General features: G+C 70.9%; 25 protein-coding genes and 1 pseudogene. 13 read left to right on the top strand and 13 right to left on the bottom strand.

Annotated features, from left to right (window positions below; translation table 11 throughout):
• The first annotated feature begins 379 nt into the window (after positions 1-379).
• Positions 380-2,101, top strand: coding sequence for a lysyl oxidase family protein (locus tag ACFPIH_RS54980; protein WP_381187444.1), 1,722 nt, complete (start codon positions 380-382; stop codon positions 2,099-2,101).
• 167 nt (positions 2,102-2,268) lie between these two features.
• Complete coding sequence (locus tag ACFPIH_RS54975; protein ID WP_381187442.1) at positions 2,269-2,742, top strand: carboxymuconolactone decarboxylase family protein; 474 nt, start codon at positions 2,269-2,271, stop codon at positions 2,740-2,742.
• Between the two features lie 30 nt (positions 2,743-2,772).
• Here the strand turns inward: ACFPIH_RS54975 and ACFPIH_RS54970 are convergent, their stop codons facing one another.
• A complete protein-coding gene (locus tag ACFPIH_RS54970) occupies positions 2,773-3,594 on the bottom strand; it encodes a lipase family protein (protein ID WP_381187439.1) in 822 nt (273 codons plus the stop codon).
• Between the two features lie 301 nt (positions 3,595-3,895).
• Here ACFPIH_RS54970 and ACFPIH_RS54965 point away from each other — a divergent pair, with 301 nt between their 5' ends.
• A complete protein-coding gene (locus ACFPIH_RS54965) occupies positions 3,896-5,311 on the top strand; it encodes an LCP family protein (RefSeq protein WP_381187436.1) in 1,416 nt (471 codons plus the stop codon).
• A 178-nt stretch (positions 5,312-5,489) separates the two neighbouring features.
• Here ACFPIH_RS54965 and ACFPIH_RS54960 read toward each other — a convergent pair whose 3' ends face one another.
• Both ACFPIH_RS54960 and ACFPIH_RS54955 read right to left on the bottom strand, forming a co-directional pair.
• Positions 5,490-6,737 (bottom strand): sensor histidine kinase, encoded by a 1,248-nt coding sequence (locus tag ACFPIH_RS54960; protein WP_381187433.1) that lies wholly within the window; start codon positions 6,735-6,737, stop codon positions 5,490-5,492.
• Positions 6,738-6,875: 138 nt separating this feature from the next.
• Entirely contained in the window at positions 6,876-7,022 is a 147-nt protein-coding gene (locus tag ACFPIH_RS54955) for a hypothetical protein (protein ID WP_381187430.1), read from the bottom strand.
• A 137-nt stretch (positions 7,023-7,159) separates the two neighbouring features.
• Here ACFPIH_RS54955 and ACFPIH_RS54950 point away from each other — a divergent pair, with 137 nt between their 5' ends.
• From ACFPIH_RS54950 to ACFPIH_RS54915, 8 genes are all read left to right on the top strand, one after another.
• Positions 7,160-7,660 (top strand): MarR family winged helix-turn-helix transcriptional regulator, encoded by a 501-nt coding sequence (locus ACFPIH_RS54950; RefSeq protein ID WP_381187427.1) that lies wholly within the window; start codon positions 7,160-7,162, stop codon positions 7,658-7,660.
• Between the two features lie 81 nt (positions 7,661-7,741).
• The gene (locus tag ACFPIH_RS54945) at positions 7,742-8,065 is read left to right on the top strand and encodes a hypothetical protein (protein ID WP_381187424.1); all 324 of its coding nucleotides are present in this window, start codon (positions 7,742-7,744) and stop codon (positions 8,063-8,065) included.
• 8 nt (positions 8,066-8,073) lie between these two features.
• Positions 8,074-8,457 (top strand): VOC family protein, encoded by a 384-nt coding sequence (locus ACFPIH_RS54940; protein ID WP_381187420.1) that lies wholly within the window; start codon positions 8,074-8,076, stop codon positions 8,455-8,457.
• Positions 8,458-8,545: 88 nt separating this feature from the next.
• Entirely contained in the window at positions 8,546-9,418 is an 873-nt protein-coding gene (locus tag ACFPIH_RS54935) for a DUF3152 domain-containing protein (protein ID WP_381187417.1), read from the top strand.
• 108 nt (positions 9,419-9,526) lie between these two features.
• Positions 9,527-10,456 carry a hypothetical protein gene (locus tag ACFPIH_RS54930; RefSeq protein WP_381187414.1) on the top strand — a complete coding sequence of 310 codons (930 nt, stop codon included), beginning with the start codon at positions 9,527-9,529 and terminating at the stop codon, positions 10,454-10,456.
• A 64-nt stretch (positions 10,457-10,520) separates the two neighbouring features.
• Entirely contained in the window at positions 10,521-11,969 is a 1,449-nt protein-coding gene (locus ACFPIH_RS54925) for a peptidoglycan-binding protein (protein ID WP_381187411.1), read from the top strand.
• Positions 11,966-12,718 (top strand): ABC transporter ATP-binding protein, encoded by a 753-nt coding sequence (locus ACFPIH_RS54920; protein ID WP_381187409.1) that lies wholly within the window; start codon positions 11,966-11,968, stop codon positions 12,716-12,718. Before ACFPIH_RS54925 ends, ACFPIH_RS54920 begins: the two co-directional genes overlap by 4 nt.
• Positions 12,715-13,965, top strand: coding sequence for an ABC transporter permease (locus tag ACFPIH_RS54915; protein WP_381187407.1), 1,251 nt, complete (start codon positions 12,715-12,717; stop codon positions 13,963-13,965). The genes ACFPIH_RS54920 and ACFPIH_RS54915 overlap by 4 nt, the downstream gene beginning before the upstream one ends.
• Before the next feature lie 8 nt (positions 13,966-13,973).
• Here ACFPIH_RS54915 and ACFPIH_RS54910 read toward each other — a convergent pair whose 3' ends face one another.
• Positions 13,974-14,426 carry an Lrp/AsnC family transcriptional regulator gene (locus ACFPIH_RS54910; protein WP_381187404.1) on the bottom strand — a complete coding sequence of 151 codons (453 nt, stop codon included), beginning with the start codon at positions 14,424-14,426 and terminating at the stop codon, positions 13,974-13,976.
• Between the two features lie 120 nt (positions 14,427-14,546).
• Here ACFPIH_RS54910 and ACFPIH_RS54905 point away from each other — a divergent pair, with 120 nt between their 5' ends.
• Positions 14,547-15,164: a LysE family translocator gene (locus ACFPIH_RS54905; RefSeq protein WP_381187401.1), complete on the top strand. Its 618-nt coding sequence runs from the start codon at positions 14,547-14,549 to the stop codon at positions 15,162-15,164.
• Between the two features lie 78 nt (positions 15,165-15,242).
• Positions 15,243-15,701, top strand: coding sequence for a PaaI family thioesterase (locus ACFPIH_RS54900; RefSeq protein WP_381187398.1), 459 nt, complete (start codon positions 15,243-15,245; stop codon positions 15,699-15,701).
• Positions 15,702-15,722: 21 nt separating this feature from the next.
• Here ACFPIH_RS54900 and ACFPIH_RS54895 read toward each other — a convergent pair whose 3' ends face one another.
• The 9 genes and pseudogenes from ACFPIH_RS54895 to ACFPIH_RS54855 all read right to left on the bottom strand — a co-directional run.
• Positions 15,723-16,169: a GtrA family protein gene (locus tag ACFPIH_RS54895; protein ID WP_381187396.1), complete on the bottom strand. Its 447-nt coding sequence runs from the start codon at positions 16,167-16,169 to the stop codon at positions 15,723-15,725.
• Between the two features lie 165 nt (positions 16,170-16,334).
• A complete protein-coding gene (locus ACFPIH_RS54890; protein WP_381187393.1) occupies positions 16,335-17,630 on the bottom strand; it encodes an NADase-type glycan-binding domain-containing protein in 1,296 nt (431 codons plus the stop codon).
• Positions 17,627-18,205, bottom strand: coding sequence for a phage tail protein (locus ACFPIH_RS54885; protein ID WP_381187390.1), 579 nt, complete (start codon positions 18,203-18,205; stop codon positions 17,627-17,629). The genes ACFPIH_RS54890 and ACFPIH_RS54885 overlap by 4 nt, the downstream gene beginning before the upstream one ends.
• The gene (locus tag ACFPIH_RS54880) at positions 18,202-20,160 is read right to left on the bottom strand and encodes a putative baseplate assembly protein (RefSeq protein ID WP_381187388.1); all 1,959 of its coding nucleotides are present in this window, start codon (positions 20,158-20,160) and stop codon (positions 18,202-18,204) included. The genes ACFPIH_RS54885 and ACFPIH_RS54880 overlap by 4 nt, the downstream gene beginning before the upstream one ends.
• Positions 20,160-20,603 (bottom strand): GPW/gp25 family protein, encoded by a 444-nt coding sequence (locus ACFPIH_RS54875; RefSeq protein WP_381187386.1) that lies wholly within the window; start codon positions 20,601-20,603, stop codon positions 20,160-20,162. Before ACFPIH_RS54875 ends, ACFPIH_RS54880 begins: the two co-directional genes overlap by 1 nt.
• Positions 20,604-20,655: 52 nt before the next feature.
• Positions 20,656-22,563, bottom strand: a complete 1,908-nt coding sequence (locus ACFPIH_RS54870; RefSeq protein WP_381187383.1) for a VgrG-related protein — start codon at positions 22,561-22,563, stop codon at positions 20,656-20,658.
• A complete protein-coding gene (locus tag ACFPIH_RS54865) occupies positions 22,563-23,288 on the bottom strand; it encodes a CIS tube protein (RefSeq protein WP_381187380.1) in 726 nt (241 codons plus the stop codon). Before ACFPIH_RS54865 ends, ACFPIH_RS54870 begins: the two co-directional genes overlap by 1 nt.
• A 32-nt stretch (positions 23,289-23,320) precedes the next feature.
• Positions 23,321-23,746: a phage tail protein gene (locus ACFPIH_RS54860; protein ID WP_189715086.1), complete on the bottom strand. Its 426-nt coding sequence runs from the start codon at positions 23,744-23,746 to the stop codon at positions 23,321-23,323.
• Positions 23,747-23,779: 33 nt separating this feature from the next.
• Positions 23,780-24,082, bottom strand: a pseudogene (locus ACFPIH_RS54855) (extensin); the annotation flags it as partial.

Raw genomic sequence — 24,082 nt, 5'->3', positions numbered from 1 at the left:
GGATCCCCCGCCCCCGGCGAACAGCCGGTGCCGGAGGGGTGACAACGGCCACCAGCCGTGCGAACGCCCGTGAACCTCAACCCACCCGGGTTGGAATCCCCCTCTTTTAAGAGGGGGAGGATGTCAACAGGACGGCAACTACTCCCGCGTCCGCGGCGCCGACGGCGACTGGATGCTCCGAGACTTCTGGCGGCTGCGGGCAGGGTCAAGGAATCCTCACGAGGTTGTCTTCAACAGGCAACCTCGGTGCGGGGTTTGGCTCTCTCACAGGGTGCTCACAGTCCCTGCCGGAGTGCCTGCGGTGCGTTCGGCGGGTGGGGCGGGGGGTGGGCTGGCCAGTCCGATGCCACTGACCATGGCACTCGCAGACGAGGAACCGATGACCAGACAGCAACACCGCAAGGGCCTCAAGCGCGGCGCGTTCGCCGCGGGGGCCGCCCTCACCGTCGTCGCCGTCGCCGGGGCCGCTCCCGGTGCCGGCGCGGCGCCGCAGAGCACGGCGGGGAAGCCGAAGCTCAAGCTCGTCGCCGCCTCGAAGGCCGTGACGCTCGACCGGTACGACTGGGGGGACGGGGTCCAGCTCGACTTCGACCTCGGCACGTACGTCACCGTCGACAACGCGCCCCTCGAGCTCAAGGTGACGCGCAAGTCGTACAAGGACCCGGTCGTCGCCCAGCAGATCCTGCGCAACGGCAAGAAGGTGACGACGAAGAAGCTGCCCGCCGGGCTCGTGAAGGACTTCGGGGGGCTGCCGGGCTTCCTGGAGATCTCCGTCAAGAACAGCGCCGGGGCGGAGGTGAAGAAGATCAAGAGCAACTTCTGCCCGAACAACGCCTCCGGACGGCTGCGCCCCGACGCCCCGGCCACCTCGCACTATCCGGAGAGCTGCTCCACCAACCCCTTCACGCTCGGCTCGGTGTGGGGTGTGGAGAAGGGCTGGGCGGCCAACACGACCACCTACGAGTACGACAAGCCGGTGGACCTTCCGGCGGGCGAGTACACGGCCAAGGTGGCGGTCGCGAAGAAGTACCGGGACCTGTTCGGCATCCCCAACGACCAGCCGACCATCAAGGTGACCGTCCGTCAGTTCGACAACGGCGGCGGCGAGGGCGGCGGGGTCGGACTCACCCGCGGCGGCTCCTCCGCCATGTCCCACGACATGGCCGGCATGGACCACAGCGGCATGGCGGGCATGTCCGGGATGGACATGGGGGGTGCCGGGCATCACTACGGGCCCCGCGGCGCCGACGCCCCCGTGCCCTCCGACCTCTCCCACGCCCTCCAGGACCGCGGTCTCGCCTCCCACCTCGGTGACGGCAGCGGTCACACCGACGGCTCGCGCATCGCGTCCGCGCTGAAGGCCAACACCAAGCGGCCCACCGGCCGTGCCACCGTCCCGGCCAACGCGCCCAAGCCGGACCTGCGTTCGCTGCCCGCCTGGGACATCGCGATCACCGACGGCGAGGACGGCGACACCGCCGGCCGCGACTACCTCGCCTTCAGCGCCAACGTCTGGAACGCCGGCCCCGCGCCGCTCGTCGTGGACGGCTTCCGCAAGCCGGGCGCCGACCTGATGGACGCGTACCAGTACTTCTACGACGCCAAGGGCAAGCAGATCGGCTACACCCCCACCGGCACCATGGAGTGGGACCCGCGCATCGGCCACGAGCACTGGCACTTCACGGACTTCGCCAGCTACCACCTGCTGTCCGCGGACAAGAAGGACATCGTCAAGAGCGGCAAGGAGGCGTTCTGCCTCGCCAACACCGACGCGATCGACTACACGGTGAAGAACGCCAACTGGCACCCGAACAACACCGACCTGTCCACCGCCTGCGGCCAGCAGAACTCCATCTCGGTCCGCGAGGTCCTCGACGTCGGCTCGGGTGACACCTACACCCAGTACCGCCCCGGCCAGTCCTTCGACGTCACCGGCCTGGCGAACGGCACGTACTACATCGAGGTCGTCGCCAACCCGGCCAAGCGCCTCAAGGAGACCAACCTCAAGAACAACATCTCCTACCGCAAGGTCGTTCTCGGCGGCACCACCGGCCACCGCACGGTGAAGGTCCCGCCGGTCGACCTGATCAACGCGCCGTAGTCACCGGTCGGTCACCACACCGCGCCCCGCCCGACCGGACCGTCCGCGCCGTCGCGGACGGTCCGCCGGGCGGGGTGTGACGCGGGTCACGTCCGGGGCTGTCACATCCCGTCCGGCTGTCCGGTCTGAGGGGTGTAACTGTCCGATCAACGGCACAGGAGCCCGTGATGGAAGCCCGTTTGAACCTCTTCGCCAACCCGGTCGCCGGCAAGTTCCTCCGCCACATCAACTCGGCCGGCAAGGCGCTCTCCGACTCCGGCCTCCCGCACGCGACGCAGGAGCTGGTGAAGATCCGCGCCAGCCAGATCAACGGCTGCGGATTCTGCACCGACATGCACACCAAGGACGCCACCGCCGCCGGTGAGACCGCGCAGCGCCTCAACCTCGTCGCCGCCTGGCGCGAGGCCAAGGTCTTCACCGACGCCGAGCGCGCCGCCCTGGAACTGGTCGAGCAGGGCACCCGTATCGCCGACGCGGCCGGCGGCGTCACCGACGAGGCCTGGGCGAACGCCGCCAAGCACTACGACGAGGACCAGCTCGCCGCCCTGACCTGCCTCATCGCCCTCATCAACGCCTACAACCGGGTGAACGTCGTCGTCCAGCAGCCGGCCGGCGACTACAAGCCGGGCATGTTCGGCTGACCCCACCCGGCTTTTACCTCCCCGGCCGTCCTAGTTGAGGTTCTTCTCCAGTACCGCGATGTAGTGGTCCATGAAGTGGTCCCGCACGCCGTCCGACGCGGGCGCGAAGAGGTCCGCGGTGGCACCGCGGACCTTGTCCGCCAGCATGCCCAGTGCGGGCATACGGTCGTGAAGGCGGCCGTCGGCGTCGAAGTACCGTACGGCGTCGACGTGGTGGAAGGCCGGGGCGGGCGGGACCTGGGGCACCACGTCGTTGTTGTTGACGAACCGGAAGGTGCGCCCCTTGAGGGCCTGGTCGTAGGCGGCGGCCAGGACGCGGTCGCAGGTGCGCGGCTGGCCGTAGGTGTAGACGCCGTCGGGGAGGAGCCGGGGCGCCTCGAAGTGCATACGGGCACCCGACAGCATGGCGAGCGCCCCGCCGAGGCTGTGCCCGGTGAACCACACCGTCTGCCCGTTGTTCTTGAACTCGCCGACCGCGTCGCGGACTTGCGGGTGGACGGCGTCCAGGGCGCGGTGGAAGCCGAAGTGCACGAACCCCTTGCCGGCCGGGCCGGGGACCGGCGGGGTGTTGGCGTCGGTCAGCCAGTCGCGCAGGTTGGCCGGCTCGGTGCCGCGGAACGCCACCAGGACCATGCGGTCGCCGCCCGCGACGTACGCCTGCGTGTCCTCGATGGGGAACGGCATGGGGTGCGAGGCGGAGAAGTGCCGGAAGCGGTCGAACCCCCAGTCCCGGGCGAGCCGTTCGGCCTCGTCCGGGGACTTGTAGGCGGCGCCCGCCGCCCGCGCGAGCCAGTAGGCGTGCGGGAGGGAGTAACCGGAGGCGGAGTGGTCCAGGGGCGCGGGTACGGACATGGCGCAACCTTCCGATCGTCTGTGCTGATGGGCACGTCGATCCTGGCCCGCCCACCGTCCCACCTGCCGTTTCCCCGCCCGGCAAACGGAGGGCGTACGAGAGTGGACGGGGGGCGCGTGGCGCACGGCGGATGTGATCCGGGGGGCAACCCTCGTGCGGTTCCGGGAGTCTCCTGAGTCGTCTGTGCTTTCCGGACGTATTCCTACCTGCGTGTAGGGTTCCGGCGTTCGGCGGTGACCAACGCCGATGTCCGAGCACGGTGTACGGGGTGGAACGGCCGATGCGGAGGAGTGAACGCCGATGAGCGGCACGGGCACGAGGCGGCGTGGACACGCTCCGGCGGGACAGGCGCGCGGCCGGGCGAGCGCGGGCGGTGCCCGTCTGACCCGGCGGGGCCGGATCCTCGCCTGGGGTGCAGGGGTGACCTCCCTGGTCGTCCTCGGTATCGGCGGGGCCGGTGCCTGGATCTACCAGGACCTCAACGGCAACATCCAACAGGCCGACGTGGACGGCAAGTTGGGCGAGAACCGGCCGGTGAACCTCAGCCCCGGCTCGAAGAACATCATGCTCGTCGGGTCCGACAGCCGGGACGGCGCCAACGCCGAGTACGGCAAGGACCTCACCACCATGCAGTCGGACACGCTGATGGTGCTGCACATCCCGGCGAGCCGGGAATGGGCGTCGGTGGTGTCCTTCCCGCGCGACTCGTGGGTGGAGATACCTTCCTGCGAGAAGGGTGACGGCAGTTCGTCGTCCGTGCACCACTTCAAGATCAACGAGGCGTTCGCGATCGGCGGCACCAGCGGCAAGGTCGCCGGGGCCGCCGCGTGCAGCATCAAGACCATCGAGGCCAACACCGGTCTGCGCATCGACAACTTCATGTCGATCGACTTCTCCGGCTTCAAGGGCATGGTCGACGCGCTGGACGGCATCGAGGTCTGTCCGGAGGAGGCCATCCACGACAAGAAGGCCCGGCTGGACCTGCCCGCCGGCTGCCAGACCATCCGGGGCGAGAAGGCGCTCGGCTATGTCCGCACCCGCTACAGCGTCGGCGACGGCTCCGACATCGGACGCATCGGCCGCCAGCAGGAGTTCATGGACGCCATGGCCAAGAAGGCCAAGTCCAAGCTGACGGACGCCGACGCGATGTACGGCTTCCTGAAGTCCGTCACCAAGTCCCTCACCGCGGACCCCGGTCTGGCCGGCCTCGAGCCGCTGTACGGCCTCGCGAACGAACTCAAGGGCATTGACAGCGACCGTCTGAACTTCTTCACCGTGCCCAACTACGGCCGGGAGGCGGACGATCCGAGCGACAGGGCGAACGTCGTCTGGCAGTACCCGCAGGCCGCCGACGTGTTCACCTCCCTGGCCAAGGACAAGGAAGTCACCAAGGCGCAGGTGGAGGCGGCGAAGAAGGACGTGGTGTACGCCTCCTCCGTCAAGGTCCAGGTCCTCAACGGCACCGGTGTCGGCGGCCGTGCGGCGGCGGTCGGCGAGCGCCTCACCACGGCCGGCTACTCCCTCGCCGGCACGGGCAACGCCTCCGGTACGGCCACGAAGACGACCGTCACCTATCCGGCGGGCCTGGAGCGGCAGGCCGCGGCACTCGCCTCCCGGCTGCCCGGCGGGGTGAAGGCGGCACAGGACGCCTCGGCGGCCGCGGGCGTGGTGACCCTCACGGTGGGCACGGACCTGAAGGTGGACCAGGTCGCGTAGCGGAGGCTGGTCGGAACACCCCTGAGAATGGGGTAAAGTTGATCTCGAGCCGGTCACCGGGAAACAAAAACGGTGAACGACCTCTGCGTTGGTGGTCCAAGGAAAGACGCCCCGCTTCCTGCGGGGAAATGCAGGTGCAAGGCCTGCCCGGCGCTCCACTCCACGAGTCCCATCCCGTTCAGGCGGGGTGGGACTCGTTCGTTGTGCCCATCTGCGCGGGCCGCAGGGGCAGTTCGGTGACGACCACGAACCCGCCCTGGGGCCGGTGTCCCGTCCACACGTGCCCACCCGCCGAACGCGCCCGCTCGCGCATTCCGATGAGGCCGTAGCCGCTGTCGCCGCCGGGCGAGGCGGTCCGTGCCGGCCGTGGCGCCCCGCTCTCGTTCGTCACCGTGACGGCGAGCCGGTCGCGGCCGTAGACCAGCCGCACTTCGGCGCTGTCGGCCGCGGCGTGCTTGGTGACGTTGGTGAGGGCCTCCTGCACGATCCGGTACGCCGTGAGGTCCGCGCCGGCGGTGAGCGGCTTGGCCTCGCCCTCGGTCCGCACGGAGACCTCGAGCCCGGCGCCCTTGAAGGAGGCGGCGAGATCGGGGAGTTGGGCGAGACCGGGGGTCGGCCGGTCGAAGGCGGCAGTCTCCTCGGTGTCCCCCTGCTCTCGCAACAGGCCGACCGTCGCCTTGAGTTCGCGCAGGGCGCAGGCGGTCGTCCCCGTGAGTTCGTTCACGAGCCGGGCGGCGTCCTCGGGCCGGCCGGGCAACTGCCGTGCCACGGCGCCCGCTTGGAGGTTGGCCAGGACGAGGTGATGGGCGACGACGTCGTGCAGGTCACGGGCGATGCGCATACGCTCCTCGGCCACCCGGCGCCGGGTCTCCTCCTCCCGGGTGCGCTCGGCGTGCTCGATGCGGTCCTGTACGGCGTCCAGGTAGGCCGCGCGCAGCCGGCTCAGGGTGCCGAGGGAGGTGGGCAGCAGCAGCCAGGCCGTCGGCCCGAGCAGTTTCAGCACCAGCGGCTCGCTCGGCGGACCGGCGGCCAGCCCGGTGCCGATCAGCAGCGCGACGCTCGTGAAGGCGAAGGTGTTGGCGGTACGGCGGTCGGTGGCGGCGGCGAGGGTGTAGAGGGCGACCATGAGGGGCGCCAGCAGCAGCACGGTCAGCAGATACCCGAGCGCGGAGGCGGCCGTCGCGCAGGCGAGGGTGAGGAGGACCGTACGGCGCGGATGCGTACGGCGCAGGTTCAGGGCGGCGCAGGAGACCCCGGCGAGCAGGACACCTGGCCACCAGGGGACGTCCAGGTCCTGTCCGGGGAAGGTGATCACGCTGCCGGGGAAGGCGCAGGCGAAGAGCGCGGCGGCGAGGGCGGCGTCGGTGATCCAGGGGGACTTGGGAACTCTGGGAGGCTCGGGAACTCTGGGAGGCGGGGAGCTCATGAGTGGGGGGTCCTCTGGAGAGGGCGGAGGCGGGTCAGCCGGCGGGGTGACGGTGGCGGTGTCCCCAGCCGCGCCAGGCGAGGGCGGTGGTGCCGGTGGCGGCCGTCGTCAGCAGGAGGAAGGCCAGCTGGAGTTCCATCAGCGCACCCCGTCCATGGCGAGGGCCTGCCAGAGGGGCATGACCGTGCGGACGGGCGCGGTCCGGGCGAAGTCGTCGCGGCGGGCGGGGAGGGGCCGGCGGGTGCGGATCTTCCGGGCGGCGGGGGCGATGGTGGCGTGACGCATGACGGTGCTCCTGGTGCTGGGGTGTCGCTCCGGTGGCTCTTCATTGCTTGAGTTAGGCAATCATGTTGGACTTACTTAAGTCAAGCAATCATTGATGGATCTTGCTTGAGTTAGGCAATCATCTGTACTGTGGAGTAATGACCACACCGTCACCCGCAGCGACACGGGTCTCCGCCGACGTGATCACGATCGAGCAGGCCCTGAACCGCATCACGTACCTGGCCGGCCGGGCCCGTCAGCACGAACGCCTGATGTCCCTCGTCGGACTCCCGCTGGACCGCGCCGCCGTCGCGATCCTGCGCAACCTCGCCACGGACGAACTCCTCCGCCCCGGCATGCTGGCCGCCCGCCTCTCCGTGGAGGCGTCCCATGTCACCCGCCAGCTCCGGCAGCTGGAGAAGGCCGGGTTCGTCGCCCGCGTCCCCGACCCCGAGGACCGCCGGGCCCAGCTCATCCGGCTCACGGACGAGGGCCGCACGGCGGTGACCCGCATCCGCGACGCGGGCCTCTACGGCATGCAGGCCGCCCTGTCCGACTGGACCCCGGAAGACCTCACCCACCTCGCGACCCTCTTCGACCGCATGGTCTCCGACTTCGTGGCCCAGGCGGAGATACCGGTGGAGGGGGCGGGGGCCTGACCGCTGGACCCGCCGGGGTGTCCGGTCCGGCATTGCCGCCATGGCCGAGGATCCGTGCGGATGGATTGGGGGGGGGCGACGATGACGCGGTGGCCGGAGGGGGACGCGGCCGATCCGGAGGCGGCGCGGGAGCGCTACGACTCCGACATGCGGGCGATGCGCCAGGGACTGCGCGAGTTGTTCAGGGCTGATCCGTCCGATGCGCATCTCGGTCTGGGGATCGTGGTCTTCGCGAGTGTGCTCGTGGGACTGCTGACGCAACCGGTCGCCGGGGCCCTGGTGTTCGGGACCTTCGCGGCTCTCTTCCTGGTGGCCCTCCTTGTCATGTTCCTCCGGGGCGTTCGAGGCCTGGAGGCGGGACGTAGGGCCTACCTCTTCACCTTCGGCTGGGGGCAGTGGTTTTAGGGTTGGGTATGCGATCCAGAACGAGCCGCATGTGGTGGGGCACCGCGATCGAGGCACCGGACCCCGGGGCGCTGGCCCGCTTCTACGCGGAGCTGCTGGGCTGGCCGATCGTGCACGAGGAGCCCGGCACGGCCGTCGTCGCCCCGCCGCAGGGGGCCGTCTACGTCGTCTTCCAGCAGGCCACCGGGTACCGGCCACCGGTGTGGCCGCCGGCCGACGGGGAGCAGCGGCCCATGATGCACCTCGACTTCCAGGTGGGCGACCTGGACGAGGCGGTCGCCGAGGCCGTCGCCCTGGGCGCCTCGCCGGCACCGGTTCAACCGCAGGAGAACGTGCGGGTGCTGTTCGACCCGGCCGGGCATCCCTTCTGCCTGTGCCGCGACGACGGTTAGGACAAGGACGGGGGAGCCGATTGCTCGTTACGCTTTCGTGACCGTCCGGGCTCATGGCGATCATTTGAAATGATCAGTTTGAACTGCCATGCATTCGGTACGAGAGCGGACCGCTCACGGCGGTGGCCACCGCCGCCCCTCCCACCGCCGGGGCCGTCCTCGCCGCCGGGGTAAGAACATCCTGGTCGGCGCGCTGGTGGCCGTCGGCCTGCTCGGCTCCGCGGCGTTCTTCATGGACCTGGACGGCGGACGGAACGAGGCGGCGGGCGAAGAGCCGCGCGCGGGGAGCACGGCTCGCGTCACGCCCACGCCCACCGCCACCGTCACACCCACACCCACTCCGACCCCGACGCCCACTCCGACCCCGACGCCCACCAAGATCGACGTCCCCTCGACGGGTGCCGGCACGTTCGTCACCGCGAAGGCCGGTGGCTCGAAGGCCGGTCAGGGCAAACGTCTGCTCCGGTACGTGGTGCAGGTCGAGACCGGGCTCGACATCTCTCCCACCCAGGCGGCGAACGAGATCGCCGACATCCTCGCCGCTCCCCGGGGCTGGACCCGGAACGGGGTCGCCTCCTTCCAGCTGGTGAGCGAGGGGGAGCCGTACGACCTCAAGGTGAAGATCGCGACGCCGGGAACGGCGGACGCCCTGTGCTGGGCGGGCATCCAGCAGGACACCAAGGGCGAGTACAACTGCGAGATCCCCAACGGCGTGGTGGTGAACCTCAAGCGCTGGGTCGAGGGCTCGCCCACGTTCGACGGCCCGATCCATGACTACCGGGCGCTGATCATCAACCACGAGATGGGGCACTTCCTGGGCTACTCGCACATGACCTGCGGGGGCCCCGGGCAACTGGCCCCCGTCATGATGCAGCAGATCAAGGGTCTGTTCGGATGCGTCGCCAACGCCTGGCCGTACGACAAGAAGGGGCAACTCGTCACCGGACCGGCCGCGTCGTGAACGCTGTTACAGCTTGGTCATGATCCGAGCCAGTTGCCATCAACTCCGGTCACCAGGCTGGAACGCATGGAAAGAATCTCTGGATCCCACAGGGTGGGGAAACTGGCCGTGGCCGTGACTCTGCTGCCGCTGCTGGCAGCCTGCGGGGCGGCGGACGGCGACACCGCCTCCGCCGGGAAGGAATCGGCCGGGTCGGGGTCGGCCGGGTCGGGGTCGGCCGGGTCGGGGTCGTCGTCGGGGAAGCTCGACGTTCCCGAGGACGCCAGTGCGGACCTCAAGAAGCAGTACCTCGTGGAGAACGCGATCGCGGACTGCATGAAGGAGCAGGGGTTCACCTACACCCCCACCGCCCCGTTCGATCCCGTGGCCAGCTGGGCCACCGACGGTGCGGACTACGACCTCACCGAGAAGTACCGGAAGAAGTACGGCTTCGGCTACACCGCGCGCGCCGTCTACCCCGATGACTCCCAGCTGTCGAGCAGGTCGGAGAGCGAGCCCTCGGCCAACTCGAAATACCTCGACACGCTCACTCCCGCGCAGAAGACCGCCTACGAGAAGGCGCTCGGAGCTCCCCCGGAGGGGAAGTCCGGCGAGCAGGACTGGACCGGTTGCATGGGAACGGCCAACAAGAAGGTCTACGGCTCCACGTCGCCCCAGGAGCTGTTGAGCTCGTCGTCGAAGAACCAGGAGAACGCGCAGGCACTCAACGGTGATCAGGAGCTGGTCGGCCTCGCGCAGTCGTACGCCACGTGCCTGAAGCGGGAGGGCATCCCCGTCACCACCACGCAACCGACCAGCATCGGGGAAATGGTGAAACTCCAGGCGGCCCAGGCCGCTCCCGCCGGTGGGGGAAGCATTCCCGGCGCCGCGGAGAACGCCGACGGGGACTCCACGGAACCCCTCAGCAAGGAGGAGGCCCTGCCGCTGCTCACCAAGGAGATCGCCCTGGCGACGAAGGACCTGGAGTGCGGCAAGGACTTCCGGGCGGCCTACTTCCCGAAGTACTTCAAGGCCCCGGGGTCCACCGGTGCCGGATGAGCAGCCACCCCGAGCACTCGGGGAAGACAGTGGTCCCGAAGTCCTCGTTCCACGCGGGCGCCGGATGAGGCAGCGCCGGAAGGGGGAGAGCAGCCGTTCCCGGCAGCTGGGCATCGTCGTCATCGCGGTGGCGCTGGTGGGCGCGGGCGGGTGGTTCGCCGGGTCGCGGATGCAGTCACCGGCCGACGCGGCCGCCGCACACCAGCCCCCTGAGGCCGGACCGGTCACCGTCGCGGTCGAGCGCAGTTCGCTGACCGCGAGTGTGGTGACCCAGGGCTCGGTGGAGTTCGCCTCACCGCAGAGCCTGGCCCTGGCCGGGCCCGTCGGACCACCGTCTTCGGGCTCCGGGGGGTCCGGGTCCAACGAGGCCGTCGTCCAGCGGGTCACCAAGGCACCGGTGGCCGGGTCGGTAGTGAAGGAGGGCGACGTGCTGATGCAGGTGAGCGGACGGCCGGTGCTGGTGCTGCGCGGATCGGTTCCGATGTACCGCACGCTGGGTCCCGGCACGTCCGGAGACGACGTCAAGCAGCTCGAACAGGCCCTGGCCCGGCTCGGATTCAACCCCGGTGGGGCCACCGGGCAGTACGGGCAGGGGGACGCCGCGGCGGTGAGCCGCTGGTACAAGAGCAAGGGCTACGACGCGCAGGAGCCCAGTGCCGCGGACAAGCAGCAGCTCGGAACGCTGGAAGCGGCCGTGACCACCGCGCAGCAGGGCCTCCTCGCGGCCCAGAACCCGAGCGGCGGCACGGCCGGGTCCGGGAGCGGCACCGACGGGTCCGGCAGTGGCACCGACGGGTCCGGCAGTGGCACCGACTCCGGTGGTGCCGCCGGAAAGCTGCAACTCAAGTCTGCACAACAGCAGTTGAACGCGGCCAACGCCGCGCTCTCCGACTTCCGGGCCGGCTACGGAACCAAGGTCCCCGCGGGTGAGGTGGTCTTCCTGCCGGATCTGCCGGCCCGGCTGGACAAGGTGTCGGTGAAGACCGGTGACACCCCGTCCGGACCGGTCGGCACGGTGACCAGCTCCAAGGTCGTGGTGCAGGCCGTGGTGCAGGCCGGCGACGCCAAGTTGCTCCACAAGGGCATGACGGCGCAGGTGGAGACCACCGACGGCGAGAAGGTGGAGGGAGAACTGGTGGCACTCGGCGACGACGTGCCGAAGGCCGACTCGACGGACGGCCAGACCACGCAGGGGACGACGAACAGCGGGAGCGACGACGCGTCGGCTCCCGTGCCGGTGCAGATCTCCATCCCGTCGGGGAAGCTGACCAAGAACGCCAACGGATCCGCCAAGGTGACCATCAAGGTGGGCGCGTCCGACGGTGAGGTGCTGACGGTGCCCATCGCCGCGCTCCACACCTCGGCCGACGGACAGGCCAGGGTGCAGGTCCGGCGCGCCGGCAAGGTGGTGGACGTCTCCGTCAAGGCGGGCCTCTCCGCGGAGGGGAAGGTGGAGGTCACACCGTCCGGTGACGCCCTGAAGGCGGGCGACCAGGTGGTGATCGGCCAATGACCGTCATACCGGAGTCCGGCCTGCCGAAGTCCGTCGTGCCGACGCCTGTTGTCCCCGACGCGGACACGGTCATCCAACTGGTCTCCGTCGACCGGACCTTCGACTCCGAGCCGCCGGTGCACGCCCTGCGGGACGTGAACCTGGTCGTCCGGCGCGGCGAGCACCTGTCGATCGTCGGCCCGTCCGGTTCCGGCAAGTCGACGCTGCTCAACACCCTGGGACTGCTGGACCGTCCCACTTCGGGCGCCTACTGGCTCGACGGGGTGGAGACCAACACGCTGGGCGACCTGGAGCGCACCTCGCTGCGCGGCGGCCGGATCGGATTCGTCTTCCAGTCCTTCCATCTGCTGCCCTACCGGACGGTGGACGAGAACGTCATGCTGGCCGAGGCCTACCGCCGTCCGCGCCCCGGGCGCGGCCGGGCGGGCCGCCGTACCAGGGCCGGGGAGGCGCTCGAACGGGTGGGCCTGGCGCACCGGTCCGGCTTCCGGCCGGACCGGCTCTCCGGTGGTGAGCGGCAGCGGGTGGCGATCGCCCGTGCGCTGATGAGCGAGCCCGCGCTGCTGCTCTGCGACGAGCCCACCGGCAACCTCGACAGCGAGAACACCGCGTCGGTCCTCGACCTCTTCGACCAGTTGTCCGAGCAGGGCATGACCCTGGTCGTGATCACCCATGAGGAGACGGTCAGCAGACGGGCCGACCGCCGGGTCAGGATCAGCGACGGACGGCTCACCGAGGAGAGCCGATGAGGATCCGGGCGGGCCGGGCGGGCCGGGCGGCCCGGGCGCGGGGCATCGGGCGCCCCTGGATGGACTCCCGAGACCTCTGGACGGAGGCACTGGCGGGCGTACTGGCCCGTCCGATGCGCTCCGCCCTCACCACCCTGGGCACGGTTCTCGGCATCACCACCCTGGTCATCACCATCGGGGTCTCGGCCACGGCGGGCAACCAGATCGTCGGCCGCTTCGACGCCCTCACCGCCACCTCGGTCACGGTGGTGGTACCGGCGTCGGCCGACGCCGTCCCGATCGTCGACTGGTCGGGTGTCGACGCGGTCCGGCGGCTGGCCGGGGTCGATTCGGTGGCGGCGATCGCCGACTCCACCGACACCGCGAGCGTCCAGGTCCGGGCGAACGACGTGGTGGCACCCGGGGACGTCTCCGGCCAGACCATGGCGGTCGTGGCCGGGTCCCCCGCGCTGCCCGCCGCGGTGCGCGGCAGGATGACCGCCGGACGTTTCTTCGACGACGGCAACATCGCCCGGCACGACCGGGTGGCGGTGCTCGGCGACCAGGCCGCACGACTCCTCGGCATCACCTCGGTACAGGACTCCCCGGCGGTCTTCCTGAAGGGGCAGGCCTACACCGTGATCGGGATTCTCGGCGAGGCCGAGCGGGAACAGCAGCTCTCCACCGCGGTGATCCTGCCGCCCACGACGGCCGAGGAGCAGGTGGGCCTGGGCGTGGTGACCCGGGTGCTGATCAACACCGCGCTCGGCGCGGCGCAGCAGGTCGCCCACCAGGCACCGATCGCGCTGGCTCCCGGAAGCGAGGACGCCCTCGCCGTCACGGCACCGCCCGACCCGGCCAAGGCACGCAAGGGAGTGCAGGGCGATGTCAACGGCCTGTTCCTGGTCCTCGGACTGGTCTCGCTGGTGGTCGGGGCCATCGGTATCGCCAACGTGACGCTGGTGACGGTCATGGAGCGGATCGGGGAGATCGGACTGCGCCGCGCCCTCGGCGCCTCGCGACGGCAGATCGCCGGCCAGTTCCTGGTGGAGTCGACGACCATCGGACTCCTCGGCGGCGTCATCGGCGCCGCCCTGGGCATGGTCGTCGTGGTGGCCGTGTCCGCCGTCCGTGACTGGACCCCGGTCCTGGACGTCCGCCTAGCCCTCGGCGCCCCGGTCGCCGGAGCCGTCGTCGGCCTCCTGGCAGGCCTCTACCCGTCCCTGCGAGCCTCCCGAATGGAACCCGTCGACGCCCTGCGTGCCTAGGCGGGCGCCTACTCGGGCAGCGGGCGGTCGTCGATGACGTTCTTCATGACGAGGGTGGAGGTCAGGCGCTCGACCCCGGGCAGCCGGGCGAGCCGCTGGTCATAGAGCTGCTGGAAGGCGGCGAGGTCGGCGGTGGCGATGCGCAGGAGGTAGTCGGGTTCGCCGAAGAGGCGCTGGGCCTGGATGACCTGGGGGACCGCGGTCAGGGCCTCCTCGAAGGCGGTGACCCTGTCGGCGTCCGCCCAGCGCAGGGTGACGAAGACGAGGGCTTCGAAGTGCAGGCCGACGGCGGCCGGGTCCACGACGGCGCGGTAACCGCGGATCGCACCCTCCCGTTCGAGGTCGCGCAGGCGGCGGTGGCAGGGCGAGATGCTCAGCCGCACACGGGCGGCCAGCTCGGTGACCGTGAGACGGCCGTCGAGCTGCAGCTCGGTAAGAATCTTCCGGTCCAGGGCATCCATGAAGAAAATTCTCCCTCATATGGCCCGATAGAGTGGCAAGAACGCAAACACATTCGGGCATATCATCCCTATTCTTCCCTCTCGCGGCAACGGATGCGAGTGGGAACGAGGGAACGTTCGATGGACACGACGACGCTGGCGGCCTTTCTGGCGGTGGACCTGCTGCTGGTCTTCACCCCGGGTGCGGACTGGGCCTACGCGATCTCCGCCGGGCTGCGCGACCGCTCGGTCGTTCCGGCGGTCGCGGGGCTGATAGCCGGGTACGCGGGGTACACGCTCCTCGCGGTCGCCGGCCTGGTGGTGATCGTGGCGAGTTCGCCCGCCGTGCTCACCGTGCTCACCGTCGCGGGCGCCGGATATCTGGTGTGGCTGGGCTGGACCGTGCTGAGGCAGCCGGCCACTCCGGCGGCCTCCGAGGAGACCATCGGGTCCTCCCGCCTGCAGATCATGCTCAAGGGGGCCGGGATCAGCGGGCTGAACCCGAAGGCATTGCTGCTGTACTTCTCGCTGTTCCCGCAGTTCATCAACACCACCGGCGGCTGGCCCGTCGCCGCGCAGACCGGTCTGTTCGGCGCGCTCCACATCACGGCCTGCGCCCTGGTCTACCTCACCGTCGGCGTCCTGGCCCGCACGGTCCTCAAGACCCGGCCCGCGGCCGCCCGGGCCGTCACCCGGGCCTCCGGCGCCATGATGATCGCCATCGGCGGTTTCCTGCTGGTGGAACGCCTGACCGGCTGACCAGCCACAGGCCGCCCCGCTCCACTCGATGCGGACACGGACACGGACACTGATACGGACACGAAGAGGAGCACGTACGTGGAAGACCGGACGCAGCAGGAACAGGCGAGCCCCGAGGTCCGAAGGCGCATCCAGGAGAGCTTCGACCGGCAGGGCCTGATGACCCACCTCGGCGCGCGCCTCGCCCACATCGGCCCCGGCCGCGTCCACATCCTGCTCCCGGCCCGTCCCGAGGTGACCCAGCAGCACGGCTACGTCCACGCCGGTGCCACCAGTGCCATCGCGGACAGCGCCGGCGGCTACGCGGCACTCACGCTGCTCCCCGAGGACTCGGACGTCCTCACCGTCGAGTACAAGATCAACCTCCTCGCGCCCGCCGCCGGCGACCTCGTCGAGGCGGTCGGAACCGTCCTGAAGTCCGGACGAACCCTGACCGTCTGCCGGCTGGAGGCGTACGGCGTCCACGGCGACGGCGAGCGCAAGCTCGTCGCCAACGGGCAGCAGACGCTGATCCGCGTGAACAGGCCCGCCGGGTGAGCCCGAGTACGGCTCGGCGTCTCAGGCCGTGAGGACCGGATGGGACACCGGGGCCGGCAGGCGCAGTACGGGGGTGGTCGGGGTGGTGGTCGTCTTGGCGAAGACCACCAGGCGCAGGACCAGGAAGCGGCCTATGCCGGCCAGGGCCGAGGCGGAGAGGTAGACCAGCTGTTCCGTGAGCATGCTCGGGGACTGCTGGAGAGCGTGGAGGGTGAGGACCGCGATGCTCGTCGCCGCGTAGGCCGCCGCCGCCGAGCCCGCCGACTGCCAGTGCTGGCGCCAGCCCGCGCGGCCGGTGCGGAAGGTGTAGCGGGCGTGGAGTTCGGTGCACAGGAGGGTGGAGGCGATCGTGATCAGGGCGTTGGCCAGGGTCCAGGGCATCGCGGTGGCCAGGGCCGGGACGGCGAGGCTGCAGAGGACTCCGGTGCCGCCGCCGAAGACGACGAAGCGGATGAAGGAGGCGAACACGGCGAGGTCCTTCCCGGCGGGCGACAGGTACGTTGCTTAACTCAGGCAACTATAAAACTATTGCTTGAGTTACGCAAGGAGTTCTTTCGCGGGGAAACCACATGGAAAACCGCACGGAAAAGCCGGCCGCGGTTCAGGCGCGGCCGGCCGGCTGGATCCCTGCCGCTACGACGCGTTCGCGCTCGACGGGCCGAAGAACTCGATCTCCGCTATCGACACCTGCTTGTCCGGTGTGGGCGAGTACGCCGACTCGATCGTGAAGCGGACCTTCGTGACCTCGCCCACCCGGAACGTGCGGCGCTGGCCGCCCGCGCTCGGGTCGAGCGTCAGCTCACGCGTCTCGGTCTTGCCGTCCTTGAGGGTCACCGTCGCCTTGAGACGGTGCGGCAGGGTCGACTCGCTCAGCTTGTCGGGGCGGACGGAGGTGCCCGAGGTGATGATCACGTCCAGCAGACGGGTCGGCTGCTCGAAGTTCGCCTCGATCCACTGGCCCTCGCCCGCCTCCGAGACACCCGGGCCCCACCAGGAGTTGTTGATCCTGTCGAAGGCGAGGTCCGGCTTGTGGCCGGGGTAGGAGCGGGAGGCCGAGACGCTGTCCGGCGGGACCGGCGAGCGCTTCGCGAAGTGGTCGCGGGTGGCCTGGATGGCGTCCGGGGTGTTCACCCCCGCGATGATCAGGAGGGTGAGGATCGCCGCGGCCATCACCCACGTCACGATGCGGTCGAAGGTGCGGCGCAGACGGGGGCGGTCGCCGGCCCACGGGGTCTCGCCGCTGCCGTTGAACAGACGGCGCCACCAGGGGAGCCGGACCGAGGAGCGGTCCTCCAGCGTCATCGGCATCGCGCAGCGCACGCAGAAGTGCCGGTCGGGCCGGTTGGGGGTGGCGCACCAAGGGCAGGCCACGCCGTTCTCCTCGCCCAGGACCGGGCCCGGGGCGCGCACCTGCGGGCGGTCCGCCACCGGGACGCCGGGCAGTACGGGGGCGACGGACGGGGGCGCCGGAGCGGGCTCCTGCGCGTCGGCCACCGGGACGAGGAGGGAGCGGGCCCGCGCGGCCATCGTGTCCCCCAGGGCGGGGGCGGGAGTGGGCGTGGTGGGTGCCGACTCGTCCTGGGCGGCCGGGGGGACGTCCGGGATGGGGGTCTCCGTCGTGTCCTCGTCGTCGCCCTCGTCGTCGTCCGCGCCGGCCGCGGGTTCGTCGTCGCGCGCGGCTGAGGCGCTTCGGTCGGCGGCGGGCCGTTCCGGGGCGTCGGAGGCCGCCGGTGCCGCGGACGACGCCGCGGACGACGACGAGGACGGCGTCGTCCGGGAGGGGGCGGTGGCCGCGTCCGCGGAGGTCGACGCCGCGCCGGCCCGGGCCGGTGTGCGGTCGGTCCAGCTCAGTACGGCGCCGCAGCTGTCGCAGAAGGACTGGCCGGGTTCCGCCCGGGTGCCGCACTCGGCGCAGTTCTGGGTGGTCATCTCTCCGGGGTCCTTTCGGAGGCGGTCGAGGCGGTTACCTTGACCGTGTACGGCATGTGAGCGGGGCGTGCGGCGGCCACGAGGGCGTCCAGGCGGTGTTCGTCCGCGGGGTGCGGCGCGGGGAGGCGGAGCGTGACGTGCAGGTGGGGGCGGGCGTCCCCGGGGAACGGGCCGAGCGGGCGGGCGCTCCACGCGGCGCCGCCGCTCTCGGAGATCTCCGGCTCCACGCCGAAGGCCAGCAGGATGGCCTCGGAGAGGCCGCGGCGGGTGCCCCGGACGCGGTGCAGGTGGGCGGCGGCGGCCACCGCCGCGCGCAGCCTGGGTTCGGGTTCCGTGCCGTCCGTCTCCGCGCCGACCCAGCTCGCCAGCCAGCGGGCGAAGTCGACCGGCGCGAGGGCGGGGTCGAAGTAGGACGGCAGACAGTCGAGGACGTTGAGGATGGGGGCGATCACGTCGTCCAGGCCGCCCACGAAGCGTTGCGCCAGGTCGTCGTCCGCGAAGACGGCCGGGAGCATCGCGCCGATCGGCGTGGGGGAGCCCAGGCCGTCGATCGAGCCCCGCGTGCTCGTGCTCATGCGCCGTCCCCGATCACACGGACCCGGTGGTCGTACGAGAAGACGAGCGCGGGAGGGGAGAGGTCGATGCGGTCGGTGGCCTCGCCGCGCTTGCCGGTGAGGGGGTCGGCGGGATGCAGGGTGACCTGGTCGACCAACTCCACGCCCGGGACGCGCTGGAGGACGGCGAAGACCTCCCCGGACTGCACCGGACGGCCGAACGGCCAGCCCTTGCCGTCCGTGCCGCCGGTGAGCGGGTCGAGATGGCGGTAGAGGGCGTCGTGGGCCTGCCGGCGGACACGGTCGGTGTCCACACCCCGGAAGGCGTGGACCGTCGCGACGACCGTGATGCCCTGGTAGTACGGCGGCCCGACCGCCAACCTCGTGCCGATCAGGCGGCGTTCGTCCAGGTGGCGCATGATGCGGTTCAACAGGGCGTCACCGGGCACGAGTTGCTCGAAGCGGAGTCGGCCGCCCGGGTCCGGGACGGCCTGCGGAACCACCAACACCCGTACCGCGTACGCCCCGTGCTCGCCCTCCTCGCCCTCCAGGCAGGTGATGCGGGCGGTCTCGGGGGCGGCGCGGCGGGCCAGCTCCTCGTAGTCGCGCAGGGTGACGGCACGTTCCTGGGCGCGCAGGGTGATCGGGGCGCGAAGCTTCGCCTCCTCGACCGTCTCGCCGTCGACCCCGCCGCGCGCGGCCTCCCGGTTGACGACGTCGGCCACGTACGGCACGGAGGTGCGGAGTACCCGTACGGCGCCGCGCGCCACGTTCCCGGCCCTGCCCCCGCCCGTGCGGTAGCGGCGGGCGCGGACGACCGAGCCCTTGGGGGCGACGGCGCCGTACTGGCGCAGGGTGCCGTCGGGTTCGCGGACGGACGGGCCGAACGCGATCTCGCCGGTGGCCGCGTCGAGGGTGATGTGGCGGTCGTCCGGGCCGGACGCGGCGAAGTGGGGGACCACCTGCCAGTCGGTCCAGCCCTCGTGCTGGGCGGTCTGCAGGAGCAGCGGCGGATCGTCGCCGACGACCGGGGCGTTGGCCAGCCGCAGGTGCTGGCCGGGGAGGCCGGTCGACTCGCCGAGGGCCTCGTCGTGGACCGTCTCGGCGTGGACGGCGGGGGCCGTGCCGCCGACCGTGAAGGCCTCGGCGGAGCGGATCGTGGGGGAGAGGGTGTAGAAGGGCTGGCCGGGCAGCGGTTCGGTGACGCGGCAGCGCAGCCAGCCGGCCTCCTGGCCGCCGTTGCGGGACAGGACATGGCCGCCGGGGACGTGCAGGACGACCTCGCCTGGGCGGTTGAGGCCGCCGGTGCCGTCGCGGTCGACCTCGCACGGCTGCCAGCCGTCCTCCGTCCACGCCTCCCAGACGAGCGGGGGCTGGCGCGGGTCGACGCCGACGCCGTCCACGCGGCTGTCGAGTTCGAAGGCGACCGCGCAGTGCGGGACGGCGGCGCTGAGGCCGAGCAGCATGCAGTCGCCGGGACGCGGGGACTCCGCGAAGCAGAACACGTCCCTTTCCTCGGCCAGGTCCGTGGTGCGGTCGGTGACCGGCTCGCCCTGGAGCTGCGTCACCAGACGCGTCAACGCGCTGGGTACGACGGTCAGATCGCGTTCCGTGGCGAAGACGACCGCCTCCTCGCTCTCCGTGCGCATCGTCGCCACCTCGGTGCCGGTGGGCAGGAGTACCGGATCGTCCTGCGGCGCCGACAGCCAGAAGGTGACGTCGGTGCGGGCGGCGGAGGGCGGGAACAGCCGGATGCCGACCAGGTCGAGGAAGGCGAGGTGGTTCTTCTCGGGGACGCGGTTGAGCCGGTAGACGATCTGGTCCGCCATGTGCGCGACCGTCTCGACGAGGGTGACACCCGGGTCGGAGACGTTGTGGTCGGTCCACTCCGGGGCGCGCTGCTGGATGTAGCGCTTGGCGTCGTCGACGAACTGCTGGAAGCGGCGGTCGTCCAGGTTGGGGGAGGGCAGGGCCATCAGCGGTCGCTTTCGGAGGCCGTACCGGAGGAACCGGGGAGATCCGGCTCGTCGTGGGACGGAATGACGTAGAAGGGGAAGACGAGAGAGCGCGGGTTGTTCGTCCCGCGGATCGAGTAGCGGACGTCGATGAACAGGACGCCCTGCTCGGCGCCGGCCGTGACCTCGACGTCGTTGACCTCGATGCGCGGCTCCCAGCGGTCCAGGCTGACGTACACCTCGTGCTGGATACGGCCGGCCGTCGCCTCGTTGACCGGGGCGAAGACCAGCTCGTGGATGGCGCAGCCGTACTCCGGGCGCATCGGGCGCTCGCCCGGGGCGGTGGCGAGGATCAGCCGGATCGCCTCCTCGATCTCGCGTTCGCCGCTGACCAGGGCGATGCCCCCGGTGGGGCCGATGCGCAGGGGGAACGCCCAGCCCGATCCGACGAATTGCTCGGCCATCAGACGGCCACCAACCTTCTCCCTGGGTTCCCGCTGCCGGATGTCGTGGGTGTCATAGCAGCGGATACGGCTTCGCGTTGACGAGTAGGGCGCCCTGGAGCATGAGGTTCGCGGCCCGGATGCCCACGTTGACGGTGCTGTTGATCTGGATGGTGCTGGTCGCGGTCATCGTCGTGAGGCTGCCCTTGAGGCTGAGCAGACCGGCCGCGTCCAGCGCGATGACGCCGGTCATGGACCTGACGTTGACCAGGTTGCCCCGCAGACTGAGGGAGGCGCCGGCCCTGATGGAGAGGTTGCGGCGCGCGCTGAGCGTGAGGTCGGTGCCGGCGTCGACGGACACCGACCGGCCGCCCTTGATGTTGACCGCGCCCTTGCTGTCGATGGTGATCTCGGTCTTCGTCCGGTCCAGGTTGACGATGAGCTTGTCGTCGCCGGTGGTCACCCGTACGCCCTGCTTGCGGCCGCCGGTGGTCTGGCTGAGCAGGTCGATGCGGTTGTCGTCGCGGTCGGAGAGGGTGTGCCGGACCGCCCGGCGGCGGGCGCCGTCGTGCAACGGCACGTCCCGGGACGTCATCGGCTTGTCCTTGCCGTTGTAGAGGCCGCCGATGACGTACGGGTGGTCCAGGGCGCCCCGGTCGAAGGTGACCAGCACCTCGTCGCCGACGTCCAGCGGGAAGATCGAGCCGCCGTCCTTGCCGCCCCACTGCACGACCCGCGCCCAGTCGCTGACGTAGGTGTCGTCGAGCCAGGGGAACTGGAGCTTCACCCGCCCCTGCCGGAGCGGGTCGGTCACATCGGTGACCAGGGCGTTCGCGGTGCCGGGCAGATGAAGGCCGTTCGACGCGCCCGCGCCCCCGCCGCCGGAGGCCAGCCCGTACAGCGAACGCCACTGCCGGCCGCTGACCGTCACCCACGTCTCGTAGTGATTGCCGGCGCCGAAGACGTGCCGTACGGAGGTGGCGGTGTACTTGCCCTCGAAGGGGGCGCCGACGTCCGCGAGCGCGACGGGCAGTCCGGGCCGCAGCTTCGGCGTGCCGCGCGCGATGACCTCCAGCTCGGCGAACGACCCGGTGACGTCGTCGGCGAGGGACTTGGCGGCGAACTTCACCTCGGAATCGCGGTCGTACGGCGTCTGCGCGTCGACCAGCTTCGTCGTCTTGAACTTGGCGGCGGCCTCGCCGGGGGTCGTACCGATGCTGTAGCCGTCGTTCTTGGTGGCGGGCGCGGTCGCGGTGATCGCCTTCTTCTTCGTCACGTCCCAGCCGCGCGCCTCGACCGAGCCGACCTGCTCGGCGGTGGTGACACCGGCCCGCAGCCGCAGGATGTCGTTGCCGGCCTCCAGGACGAACGGGCTCTTGTCACCCGGCGTGGAGGGCGCGGGCGCCCCGGACGCGGGGTCCGCCGTGACGAACTGGAACTTCCCCTTCGAGTCCACGTACATGACCATCTGGTTCTCGTCGGCGAGCCGCGCGAGGAAGTCCCAGTCGGTGACGTTGGCCTGGCTGATGAACTCGTAGACGTTCCTGGTGGCCCGGATCGCGCCGACCGGCACCCCGGCCCCCGCCACCAGTTTGCGGGCGATGTCGGCCGCGCTCTGGTTGCGGTACGCGGCGATCCGGCGCTGCCGCATCAGCCGGTGGCCGGCGTCGTAGCCGCGGATCACGGTGAAGGTGCCGGTGCCGTCGTAGTCGGCCTCCAGGCCGCAGACCTCACCGGTGAGCAGGGGGTCGCCGGCGCCCTGGCCGTCGGCGATCGGCGTGAGGACCACCGGGGTGCCGAACTTGACGCCCAGCTTCTTGAGGACCAGCCGGTCGGGGTCCCGGAACACCAGCCGGAACGCGGCCGGCACCCCGAGCCCCTGGTCCACCCAGCCCTCCACGAGCAGCGGAGCGATGTCGGGGGGCAGCGGACGGCCACCGCAGGTGACCTTGATGATGCTGGAGAACGCGGTCTGCACCATCAGTGACGCACCTCCTCCACGGCCGGCAGCACGAGTTCGACGCCGGTGGGCAGCCTGGCCGGGTCGTCGATGCCGTTCGCCTCGGCGATGGCCCGCCAGGCGGAGGTGTCGCCGTACTCGCGCCAGGCCAGCGACTGCAGCGAGTCCCCGGCCACCACGCGGTGCACCCGCTGGGCGGTGAGGGCGCCGGAGGTCGGGTTCTGCCCCTGCGTCTTGCTGGGGATCTCGTGCAGCCGGACCTGGCAGGTGGCGCGGATGGGGACACCGGTCGTGCCGAAGAGCGAGTACGAGACGTCGACGCTGCTCACATACGCCGTGAACCGGGCCGTCGAGAACGACCCCCACTGGAACACCACCCAGGGCGGGGACGGCTGCTTGGCGGCGATGCTCTTCGTCGTCACCTCGCAGCACTCCAGCAGCGACTCGACCTTCTTCAGGACGTTGTTGCTGCCGGGCTCGTCGGATGTGTCGAGGAAGATCTCGACCGTCATCTCGCGCGGCTCCGGGCCCATGAACTCCGGCTTCGAACCGTCGCGGACGGCGGCGGTCGGGGTCACCTTCCACTGGGCGCGGCGGCCGAGCTGCAGCTGCGCCGGGTTGAAGTCGAACGCGAATGACTTGATGAGCCCGCCGGGTGTGGTGCTGGTCCCGACCGGCGGTTCGTGGATCGCGAGTGTCGCGCGGACCAGGCTCTTGCCGGCGCCGCCCTTGCTTCCTTTGGCCATGTGTTTTCCGTCCCTCCGGCCTGGTCCTGGTCCTAGTCCGTGAATCCGTGGTGGGTGATCTCCAGGACCTCCGTGGCCACGCCCGGGTTCGCGGGGTCCAGCGAGGGGCCCTGCCAGCTCACCGGCAGCACGTCGATCAGCCCCCACCGGGCGACCTCCGAACCGTCCGCGCGCAGCGCGGCGATCTGGGCGGTGGGGCGGGTCACTCCGGTGGTGACCGACGAGATCCACTTGGCCACCTTGGAGGTGTCCGGGGTGAGGGGGCGGGTCAGCCGGATGTTGGAGAACGTGACGCGGGACGGGAGCGCCCAGACGAAGCCGTTGTTCCCGCCCTCCTGGCGGTGCTCGATCTCCACCTGGGAGGACAGTCCCTCGCACCCGTTGAAGTAACCGAGGCTCTCGCCGTCGATCGTCAGGGTGAAGAAGATGGTGGAGCCCGGGTCGAGATCGCGGGACATCGAGGGCCTGGCCTTTCAGTTGCTCAAGTGTGCTTAGTGGCGGGGGTCGCGGAGTCTGCCGATGCGTTCGCGGTCCAGGCGGAGTTCGGTGCGGAGGAGACGGGTGATGCGGCCGGTCAGACGGTGGGTCAGCTCGTCGAGCTGGAAGTCGGTGAGGGAGCGGGGGTCGAACGGCGCGGGCCCTGCCGGGGACTTGGCCGAGGCGGCCGAGGCGGCCGAGGTGGTCGAGGCGGGGTCCGGTCCGGAGGCGGCCGCGGCCCGGCTCGTGGGGCGCTGCGGCGGAGGAGGCGGAGGAGGCGGAGGCGGAGGCGGGGGGGCTTCGCGGCGCTGGATGGG

The organism is Streptomyces vulcanius (assembly GCF_042653945.1).
Taxonomy (GTDB): domain Bacteria; phylum Actinomycetota; class Actinomycetes; order Streptomycetales; family Streptomycetaceae; genus Streptomyces; species Streptomyces mangrovi.
This window is presented reverse-complemented; position numbering and strand designations above follow the sequence as displayed.